The sequence below is a fragment of the Parabacteroides sp. PM6-13 genome, assembly GCF_029892605.1.
Taxonomy (GTDB): domain Bacteria; phylum Bacteroidota; class Bacteroidia; order Bacteroidales; family Tannerellaceae; genus QVMG01.
Genome location: NZ_JARXWF010000009.1, coordinates 43,372 through 54,994, shown reverse-complemented (window position 1 = coordinate 54,994; position 11,623 = coordinate 43,372). Strand labels below are relative to the sequence as shown.

At 49.2% G+C, this 11,623-nt stretch carries 5 protein-coding genes; all 5 read left to right on the top strand.

All coding sequences use genetic code 11. The annotated features are described in order from the left end of the window. Positions 1-187 precede the first annotated feature (187 nt). The 5 genes from M2134_RS09675 to M2134_RS09655 all read left to right on the top strand — a co-directional run bounded on the left by M2134_RS09675 (position 188) and on the right by M2134_RS09655 (position 11,620). Positions 188-1,879, top strand: a complete 1,692-nt coding sequence (locus M2134_RS09675; RefSeq protein ID WP_280751103.1) for a M23 family metallopeptidase — start codon at positions 188-190, stop codon at positions 1,877-1,879. Between the two features lie 227 nt (positions 1,880-2,106). Next, positions 2,107-3,807 (top strand): glycoside hydrolase family 43 protein, encoded by a 1,701-nt coding sequence (locus tag M2134_RS09670; protein ID WP_280751102.1) that lies wholly within the window; start codon positions 2,107-2,109, stop codon positions 3,805-3,807. A gap of 144 nt (positions 3,808-3,951) precedes the next feature. Then, on the top strand, positions 3,952-7,041 hold the full coding sequence (locus tag M2134_RS09665; RefSeq protein ID WP_280751101.1) for a TonB-dependent receptor: 3,090 nt from the start codon (positions 3,952-3,954) through the stop codon (positions 7,039-7,041). 12 nt (positions 7,042-7,053) lie between these two features. Beyond that, positions 7,054-8,997 (top strand): RagB/SusD family nutrient uptake outer membrane protein, encoded by a 1,944-nt coding sequence (locus tag M2134_RS09660; RefSeq protein WP_280751100.1) that lies wholly within the window; start codon positions 7,054-7,056, stop codon positions 8,995-8,997. A gap of 106 nt (positions 8,998-9,103) precedes the next feature. Beyond that, complete coding sequence (locus tag M2134_RS09655) at positions 9,104-11,620, top strand: glycosyl hydrolase 115 family protein (RefSeq protein ID WP_280751099.1); 2,517 nt, start codon at positions 9,104-9,106, stop codon at positions 11,618-11,620. Positions 11,621-11,623: the final 3 nt, after the last annotated feature.

Genomic DNA, 11,623 nt, shown 5'->3' with positions numbered 1-11,623 from the left:
AAATCTGATTTATAATTGTTTGACATGATATTCTGTCGCAAATATAGTTGCCGCCCTACCAGCCAAGCATAACAAATCAACCCCCGACTATCACATTTGTACCCTATGCGACAAATGTGCAAAAGATGTTACAAATGTGATAGTCGCAACGGGAAAGAATAAAAATTCCCTACTTTTGCCTATAGATATGAAAACAAGAAAACAAGCTATCCTTTTTGTGTGTTTGGTATGCGCCACGTTGTTTATTCAGCCAATGCGTGCGCAGGAGTTACCCAATCCGTTCGATTTCCCGATCCTATTGAGTGGCAATTTCGGGGAGCTGCGTTCAAATCATTTCCATGCGGGGATCGATTTCAAGACGCAGGGGGCGGAAGGGAAACCGGTACACGCGGTGAACGACGGGTATGTATCACGTATCTCGGTGAGTCCCGGCGGGTATGGGAATGCCCTCTACCTGGATCATCCCGATGGCACGACCACGGTCTATGGGCACCTATTACGCTTTACCGATTCGATTGCCGCCTACGTCAAAGAACAGCAATACGAACAGGAGCGTTTCAATGTCAACCTGTATCCGGTTGCCAATCGGTTTCCGGTACGCCGGGGAGAGGTGATTGCCCTGAGCGGAAACACCGGCAGTTCGGGTGGTCCTCACCTCCATTTAGAAGTGCGCGATACCAAATCGGAAGAGATACTCGACCCCCTCCCTTATTTCAGCCGGCAATTGACTGATAAGCGTCCGCCACGTATTCAGGGCGTTATGTTTTATCCGGTGGAAGGAGAAGGAGTGATCAACGAGAGTAAACGCAAACGGGAATACAAACAATTCACCCCTCAGAACGGTGGGCAAACCCTCGTCGGCACGATTCAGGCCTGGGGAAAGATTGGCATAGCCGTCAAAGCCTACGATTATATGGATAACACCCACAATGTGTATGGCGTCAAAGAGATTGTGCTCAAAGCGGATGGTGATACCCTCTACCGAAGCTATATCGACCGGTATGCCTTCGATGAGTCGCGTTATATAAACAGTTTTATCGACTACGAAGAATGGATCGACCGTCGTTCGTTCTATATGAAAAGTTTTGTCGAACCGGGCAATAAACTGCGCTTTATCGAAAGCCGCAACCGGGGCTATCTGACGATCCAGGAGGAACGCATCTACCACCTGGAATATATCCTGACCGATGGTATGGGCAATCAAACGCGCCTCGCCATCCGGGTGGATGGAAAAGAACAGGACATCCCCGCCCCGGAAACCACCGGCCGCGAACTCTTCTTCTGGGGATCCGACAACCGTTTCGGAGCCAAAGGCATCCGCCTGACTATTCCCCGTGGGAATCTTTACGACACCTTCTATTTCAAATACGAAGCGAAAGAAGACAGCTCGGCGTTGGCGCCCGTGCACCGGCTCCACGACAAACCGCTTGCCTTCCATCAGCAAGCACAGCTCTCCCTGCGGTTAGAGAAAGACAGCTTGGAAAATAAGCAACAATACGGTATCGTACGCATCCACAAAGGACGCCGTTCGTGGGTGGGTGGCAGCTACCGCAACGGCTGGCTCGACGCAACCATCCGCGAACTGGGCAACTACTCCATCGACATCGATAATCAACCGCCCACCATCACCCCCCTCGACCCGGCCAATTGGATCCGGAAGCAACAGTTCAGCTTCCGCCTCTCCGACAACCTGAGCGGGATCAACACCTACCGCGGCGAGATCGATGGGCAGTACATCCTATTCGAAATGAACAACCGCTCCGTGCTCACCTATCGCTTCGATAAAGAAAAGCTCACACGCGGCGCCCACACCCTCACCCTCACCGTAAAAGATGGTGCCGGCAATGAGAGCCGTTACACCCATGACTTCGTTTGGTGAAAATACGAAGGAGCAATTTGTATTATCGTTTTTATGCGGGCATGTATGTGTAATGCGATGTGTATTAGAGCGTTACATATTGTATATGTAACATAAACAACAACATCTGTAACAAATTATCTAAAAATGTAACATACACGAAAAAATGCGTATCTAATCGGAATGGTTCTTTCCTTCTCTTGTCTCTATCTTTGCCCTGAGACTAATGAATATTTATTTTAATGACCATGAGAACCACAACGCTATTATCGTTATGCCTTGTATTGTCGTCTGCCTTGTTTATCACCTCGTGTGAGCAAGCTGTGCAGGAAGAACCTGTTGCTTATTATGACTACCTTGTCTATACGGGCAACGACAATTTCTACAACGAAAATCCTTTGTCCGGTAAGGATCAATTCTATAATCCGATTCTTCCCGGTTGGTATTCTGATCCCAGCATATGCACGAATGGGGAAGATTACTTTCTGGTGACCTCTTCGTTTGCCTATTTCCCGGGGGTGCCTATCTTTCACAGCAAAGACCTGGTGAACTGGAAGCAGATCGGGCATGTATTGGATAGACCGTCGCAGCTGACCAATATGGAAGGGAGAGGTATCAGTCGAGGTATCTTCGCACCTGCCATCGAATATAATCCGCACAACCAAACGTATTACATGATAACCACTAATGTTTCGGCCGGAAATTTCTTTGTAAAGACAAAAGATCCTTTCGGCTCCTGGTCGGATCCAATCCCCCTACCTGAAGTAGGGGGGATTGATCCCTCCTTTTTCTTCGACGAAGATGGTCGTGCCTATATCGTCAACAATGACGGGATGGACGGAAAAGAATTGTATGAAGGACATCGTTCGATCCGGGTGCGCGAGTTCGACGTAGCGACCGACAAGACCATTGGCCCCTGGAAGATGATCGTAAACGGTGGGGTGAACCTGGCGGAAAAACCAATATGGATCGAAGGTCCTCATTTATATAAGATAAAAGGTAAGTATTATCTGATGGCTGCCGAAGGTGGCACCAGTGAAGAGCATTCGGAAGTGATCTTCGTGAGTGATAGCCCGATGGGTGAATTCAAACCCTGGGATAAGAACCCGATCCTTACGCAGCGACATCTGCCGGGTAATCGTCTGAACCCGATCACCTGCGCGGGGCATGCCGACCTGATACAAACCAAAGAGGGCGACTGGTGGGCCGTGTTCCTGGCTTGCCGTCCGATCAACAACCGGTTTGAGAATCTGGGACGCGAAACCTTCCTGATGCCTGTGCGCTGGAGCGACGACGGATTCCCTTATATGACGCGTGACGAGGAGTTGATCCCCATGATCTCTCAACGAAAAGGAGTGGAAAGGGCTGAAGAGGTTACTTTCGGTAATTTCACTCGGAAAGATGATTTTAATGAGAGCAAACTGGGTATGGAATGGCTGACCCTGCGGACACCGGCAACCGATCTCTATTCGCTCGAGAAGCGCCCCGGACACCTGGCGTTGACCTGTTCGCCCGTCAAGGCAGCGGAGATGAAAACACCGGCCTATGTGGGTCGCCGGATGCAACATCATCAATTCACCTGTGAGACCCGTATGCATTTCCATCCGGAGAATGAAAAGCAAGCAGCCGGGATGTTGTTGTTCAAAGACGAGACACACCATTATTTCTTCGCCTTGCGGAAAGCAGCAAATGGCCATGCGATCTCCCTGATACAGGTGAGCGATGCAGGAGAGAAAACGCTGGCGGAAGCACCGGTGAAACAGGGAAAATTCATTGATATGAAGGTGGTGTCGACCGGTCTTCACTATGCCTTCTATTATGCCACCCAAGAGGGGAAATGGGAGCTGTTGACCGATCAGGTCGATGCCCGCTACCTCTCTACGGCCAATGCCGGCGGATTCACCGGATCGATCATTGGCCTCTATGCCACCACCGACGAGAACGAATAAAATCGACTAAGCGTAATAATAATGATGTTAAACCATTAAAAAGAAATGCCTATGGGATAAAAATCGAAAGTGAATAATTCCTATGAAATAACTATTTTCTCAATGATGTTTATAGATAAAGACTAACTAAAACAATCTAATAGAATGGATAAAAAGAATGAAACTTTACACGGAGAGGTTTCCGTAAAAAATAGGAGACCCCTATTAGCTATCCTCTTCTTATTGATAAGTGTATGTAGCTTACCATTGTTCGCACAGAACAGAACCATTACCGGTAAAGTCGTAGACCAAACAGGCGAAGGCGTTATCGGTGCTAATATTCAAGTGAAAGGAACCACACTTGGTGCAATTACAGATTTAGACGGGAACTTCAGTTTTGAAGCTCCTCAGACGGGAACACTCGTTATCTCTTACGTAGGTTACAAAACCCAGGAACAGCCCTTAGGCCGGACCACTTACAATATTAAATTGGAAGAGGACTCGGAAGTATTAGGCGAAGTGGTGGTTATTGGTTACGGTACGCAACGCAAATCGGACGTAACCGGTTCGATCGCTTCTGTGGGAGGTGATTTGATTCGGGAAGTGCCGGCAACAAACATTACCTACGCGTTGCAAAACCGCGTGGCCGGTGTGGATATGGCGCAGAGTTCTTCTCAACCGGGAGCCACTATGCAGATCCGTATTCGTGGTACTCGCTCTTTGACTGCCTCGAATGATCCGTTGATCGTATTAGACGGAATCCCATTTATGGGTAATCTGTCGGATATCAGCACCGGAGACATTAAGAGCATGGATATTTTGAAAGATGCCTCTTCGACGGCTATCTACGGTTCGCGTGGTGCCAATGGTGTGATCCTGATCACAACCAATAAAGGAAGCCAAGGCACGCCGGCTCGCTTTACTTACAACGGATATGTAGGGGCGAAGACGGTTTTCTCTCCTTATCCGATGATGGATGGCGAACAATATGCCGCTATGCGTAAATTAGCCGGTAAGTTCGACAACTCATTGGAAGAGTCGGACGATATCAATACCGACTGGCAGGATCTGATGTATCGCAACGGTATGGTTACTTCTCATGATGTGGGCGTATCGGGTGGAACCAATAAAGGAGCATACAGCTTCGGAGCCGGTTACTACAAAGATCAGGGCGTTATCCCTACACAGAGCTATACCCGCTACTCCCTGCGTGGATCATTCGACCAGGGTGTGGGCGACTATTTCCGTATGGGTTTGACTACCAACTCCAACTATAACACAACAACCGGTTCGAATATCGGTCTGTATAATGTGTTGTCGATGACACCGATCGCCAATCCGTATAACGCGGACGGTTCCTTGAAGCGGACCGTGAAAATGGCGCAGGACGAAACCTTCGTGATCACCCGTGACGTGGTGGAAAGCCTGGAAGACACCTGGCTGAACGAAACGATTGGTTACGGTACCTATAACAACCTATTCGCGGAATTGACATGTCCGTGGGTTGAGGGATTGAAATACCGTGTCAACTTAGGGTTGAACTATCGTTCCAGCAAAGGGGGTGCGTTCACCGGTGAAGGCGTGAACAGCTCGACAGCTACAACCCCTTCTACGGCATCTCTTAGCCATTCGGAAACGACGAACTGGACAGTGGAAAACCTGTTGAGCTACGACCGTACATTCGGCAAACACCAATTGAACGTAGTGGGTATGTTCTCCGCGGAAGAAACACTCTATACCCGCTCGAGACTCTCCGGGAAAGATATTCCGGCGGAGTATTTCCAATATTATAATATCGGACGCGCCGAAGGAACCATCACCGTTAATCCGGGCGACTGGAATTACCAAAAGAGTGGCTTGCTCTCTTGGATGGGACGTGCGATGTACACCTATGACAACCGCTATATGTTTATGGCAACCGTTCGTGCAGATGCCTCTTCCCGTTTGGCAAAAGGACATCAGTGGCATACCTACCCGGCTGTTTCCGCCGGTTGGAATATCCGTCAGGAAGAGTTTATGCAAGAGGTTGATTGGCTGGATATCTTAAAGCTGCGTGTTGGCTACGGACAAACCTCCAACCAGTCAGTAAACCCGTATTCAACCTGGGGAACCTTATCAACCCGTCCTTATAACTTTGGTCCTACAGGCTACGCAACAGGCTATTATGTGTCTGCGCTGCCGAACCCATCATTGGGCTGGGAGTACTCCTCTACATGGAACTTCGGTCTTGACTTCACCCTGTTCAATGGTCGTCTGTCGGGAACCGCTGAATATTACATCTTGAAAACGCATGACCTGTTGCAAAACGTGAACCTGCCGGGTACCTCAGGGGTAAGCAGCTATGTAGGTAACGTAGGTAAAACGCAGAATAAAGGGTTGGAGTTGACCCTCAACGGTACCATCCTCGATAATTACAACGGTTGGACCTGGGACGCTACGCTGAACGTGTCTGCTAACCGCAACAAACTGACGGAATTAGCTTCGGGAGCTTCCCGCGACGAATCGAACCACTGGTTCGTAGGTTATCCTATCGACGCTATCTATGATTACGAAAAGGTCGGTTTGTGGCAGGAGGGTGATCCGTACCTGGATATTCTGGAACCGGGTGGTAACGTAGGTATGATCAAAGTGAAATATACCGGCGAGTATGATGCCGATGGCAAGCCGACACGCCAGATTGGTCCGGACGACCGTCAGATCATCAGCATGGAACCCAAATTCCAGGGCGGTTTCAGCACACGCGTTGCCTATAAAGGCTTCGACCTGAATGTGATCACCGGCTTCAAATGGGGCGGCAAATTGATCAGTACCCTGCATCATGCCAATGGATACCTGAATATGTTGACCGGACGTCGCGGACAGGTAGATGTTGATTATTGGACACCTGAAAATACCGGAGCGAAATATCCGAAACCAGGCGGTAGCCAGAGCGGTGATAACCCGAAATATGGTAGCACCCTGGGTTATTTCGATGCCTCTTACTGGAAAGTACAGAACATCTCGTTAGGCTATAACTTCGGCGCGCAAAGCTGGTTGAAGTCATTAGGCGTACAGAGCTTACGTGCGTATGCAACCGTGCAGAATCCGTTTGTTATCTATTCTCCCTTCCATAAAGAATCAGGCTTGGATCCGGAAACGAACTCGTATGGAAATCAGAATGTAGCAGTAGGTGGTATCCCCAGTCGTTTCCTGACTGTGGGGATTAACGCGCCCGCTACACGGAACTATTTATTCGGTATTAACTTAACATTCTAAAAACACGTAATTATGAAATCATTATTTTCAAAGATAACAGTTTTAGGAGTGGTTGGTCTGATGCTTCTGGGAGGAGCTTCCTGCTCGCATATTCTGGATGAACAACCGCGTAGTTCCTATGACCCCACTTTTTTCAAAACAGAACGAGGCGTAGAGGGGGGGATTACCTCCATGTATGCGCACTTACGCTATATTTATGGTCAGGCCTATTATTATAACGCCTGTCTGACCGGGACCGATGAAGCGACCTATGGACAATCGGCCGATGGTAACTTCAAAGATGCCGACTTGTCGGGTGTAGGAAGCCTTACGTCAACCAGTAGCCGTTCGGATGTGATATGGGGAACCGCTTTCGCCAATATCAATACGGCCAATGGGGTGATCGAAAACGGTGCTGAAGTAGGTGTGTCGGAACAGCTGATCTCCGAAGCACGCTTTTTCCGCGCGTTCGACTATTTCCTGTTGGTACAAACATTCGGTGGTGTGCCACTGGATCTGGGAGCAGGCGAATTGGCATTCAATATCAATCCTTCGCGTGTTTCTGTTCGTAACACTGTGCCGGAGGTATATACCAAGGCTGTATTCCCCGACCTGCTTATGGCGATCGAGAATCTGCCGACGAATCCTCGCTTGACGGGTGGTGTAACCAAAACGGTGGCCCGTCTTTATCTGGCGAAAGCCTATCTTACCTATGGTTGGTGGCTTAAGAACCCGAATGGTATCCCGACCTACCCTGAAGTAGCACGGACCGATCCGGATGGACACGATGCAGCCTGGTATTTCCAGAAAGCCTATGATCTGGCTGTTGAGGCGATCGATAATCCAGGTCCTTTCGGATTGGAAGATAGCTTCTTCAAAGTGAACTGGGGTCCTAACGACCGTAATAAAGAGATCCTCCTATATGCCGACCATACACAGGAAGATGAATACTACAATGGTGGTAGCTTGACCTATGGTAGCGGTGGCGCGCCGGATAACTTTGCCGGTTGGATGATGAACTGGAACTACACCGACCATTGGGCTAAGGTGGATGGGAAAAATGTGAATCCGATTATTCGTGTGGCTGAACAGTCTTATGGCCGTCCTTGGACACGTATGGCTCCTCCTCATGGTGTATTCACCTATACCTTTGCTGATAAGACGAACGACTCACGCTACGATGGTACGTTTACTACTGTGTATCGTGGAAACTGGTCGACCAATAACCAAACATGGCCTTCGGTTGTCAATGCGAATGGCATGAGCGTAGTAGAAAAAGAACCTCTACTCACGTTCCTGCCGGAAGAAAATCCGGCGATTCAATATCCGAATGGAGCAGGCGATAACAACGTTGGAGCCGGCACATTGCCCGGACGTGCTGACTATGTATTGGCACCCAGCGCTATCAGCCGCCGTGTATACCCCGGCTTATGGAAGTTAGGTACATATCGTACGGACAACGGAACAGGTGCCGGTCAGCCTAATGCCGGTAGCACTCGTCCGTATAATATTGCTAAATTCTCTGAGCTTTACCTGGTAGCTGCCGAGGCGGCCGTTCAGGGAGCCACTGTCAAAGCGGGAAAAAGCGCGCGTGAACTGGTGAATGTATTGCGTGCCCGTGCCGGTAAATGGACTTTCAGCAATGCGCTGAACGCGGACTATGTAGCTGATAATAGCGCAGCTATGACAGCGGCTACTCCGCAGGTGATCGATATAAATTATATCCTCGACGAACGTTCTCGTGAATACTTTGGTGAAGGTTACCGTTGGTACGACCTGGTGCGTACGCAGAAATGGAATGAATATGCTGACACCTATGTGATTTGTGGAAATGATAGAGGTGACCGGAACGCGGTTACATACAAACGGACTATTGAGAAGTATCATTACCTGCGTCCTATCCCGCAAGGTCAGCTTGACGGTATGGAAATGACGAAGGAGGAAAAAGAGGCTTATCAGAATCCGGGTTATAAATAAAAAATGTTATGTAGTATAATGCTTTTTTGAGTTAATTAAACAGTTGTCGTCGTTGTGGGGGGATTCGTTCCCCTGCAACGACAAGACAACAAACAGTTCTCTATCCATGAAAAATGTAAAAATAACTCTACTCTGTTTATGCCTATTGCCGATCAGTCTGATGGCGCAGATAGGTACATTTGTTACCCCTGAAGATAAGGGGGATTGCTTTCCATTGACCAAATCATCCCTGACTATTCCTCTCTATATCGATCCGGCGGAAGATCCGGGCATACTTCGTGCGGCCGACAATCTGAAAATGGATATCAACGCCGTAACAGGCCAGACGCCTTCTTTAAACAAAAACACAACACCCTCGGGTGATAGAAACGTATTAATAGGAACAATCGGAAAAAGTAAACTGATCGACGGATTGATCCGCGAAGGAAAAATCGAAGAGCAGGAACTAAAAGGAAAAAGAGAAAAATTTTTGATCCAGACCGTTGCCAACCCCCTGCCGGGCGTAAAAGAGGCATTAGTGATTGCCGGTAGCGACAAACGGGGAACGATCTATGGCATCTATGAACTATCCGCCCAGATCGGTGTATCGCCCTGGTACTATTGGGCCGATGTTCCCGTGAAAAAACAGACCGATCTCTATGTGAAAAAAGGAACTTATACGGATGGCGAACCGGCCGTTCGTTTTCGTGGCATCTTCCTGAACGATGAAGCCCCGGCCCTCAGCGGGTGGTCTACGGAAACATTCGGTGGCTTCAATAGCCAATTCTATGAAAAAGTATTTGAATTGATCCTTCGTCTGAAAGGAAACTTCTTGTGGCCCGCCATGTGGGGCAATGCCTTGTATGACGACGATCCCCTGAGTGGGCCGTTGGCCGACGAGATGGGTATCATGCTCGGTACCTCCCACCATGAGCCGCTGGGCCGCGCCCATGTGGAGTGGCAACGCTATGGAAAAGGTGCCTGGGACTACAGTAAAAATGCGAAAGAATTGACGCAATTCTGGACCGAAGGCATGGAGCGGATGAAAGACTATGAAACAGTGGTGACCATAGCGATGCGCGGTGATGGCGACGAAGCGATGAGTAAAGACACCAATGTGGCTCTGTTGGAGAAGATAGTAAAAGATCAGCGCAAGATCATCGCCAAAGTAACCGGCAAGAAAGCCTCCGAGACACCCCAGGTATGGGCGTTATACAAAGAGGTGCAGGATTATTATGACGAAGGCATGCGGGTTCCTGATGATGTGACCCTATTGCTTTGCGACGACAACTGGGGCAATGTGCGCAAGCTCCCTGAACTAACCGCGAAACCCCGTAAAGGCGGATATGGCATGTATTACCATTTCGACTACGTGGGGGGGCCGCGTAACTATAAATGGCTGAACGTATCGCAGGTGCCTCGTATCTGGGAACAGATGAACCTGGCCTATCGTTACGGTGTGAAGGAGTTGTGGGTGGTTAATGTGGGCGACCTGAAACCGATGGAATACCCCATCCAGTTCTTCCTCGATATGGCGTGGAATCCCGACCGTTTCAATGAAAACAACCTGTTCCAGCACACGGTCGACTTCTGTGCCCGTCAGTTTGGCGAGAAATATGCGGAAGAGGCGGCGCGATTGATCAATCTGTACACCAAATACAACCGCCGCGTCACACCGGAGTTGTTGAATGCGCGCACCTACAGCCTGGAGAACTACAACGAATTCGAAAGGGTCACCCAGGAGTACAAAGAGTTGCTGCTCGATGCGATGAAGCTGAATTACCTCTTGCCTGAAGAGGCACATGATGCCTACGATCAGTTGGTGCTCTACCCGATACATGCCTGTGCGAACCTGTATGAAATGTATTACGCCGTAGCTAAAAACCAAGCTCTGGCGGCAAAGAATGATGTTGAAGCCAACAGCTGGGCAGATAAGGTAAAAGCTTGTTACGAGCGCGATTCCCTTCTGACAATTCACTACCATACCGTGATTGCCGATGGCAAATGGAACCATATGATGTCGCAGACACATATCGGATATACCTACTGGCAGCAACCGCCGTTCCAGGTGATGCCAAAGGTGCAATACGTGCCTGAAAAGAGGATCCTGTCGGTGCCGGTATTTATTGAAAAAGATAAATATGTATCGATCGAAGCCGCAAACTATTCACGGGCGATGCAACCCGGCGATGTCTCCTGGATCACGATTCCCGACCTGGGGAAAACTGTTTCGGCGGTAACGACTACGCCGGTAACCGCCTTCCCGGATGCGGAGACCTACCTGGAATACGATATTGAATTTGCTTCTGCCGGAGAGGCCAAGGTGACAGTCTACGTGGCACCGACATTGAACTTTAACGGAAATCGGGGATTGAAATATGCCCTTTCCATCGGTGGTGGCGAAGAGCAGATCGTCAATTTCAACGGTCATTACAAAGGAGAATTAGGCCGCTGGCAGGCGGAAAGCATTATAAAAACAACCACGACGCTTCAGGTGCCGGCTACGGGTGTGCATACCCTGCGCTTCCGGGCGTTGGATCCGGGCATTGTATTGCAGAAGATCGTGGTTGACCTGGGTGGGGTTAAGCCCTCTTACCTGGGACCACCTCAGAGTGAAACAAAACAACCGATATTACTGAACTAAATG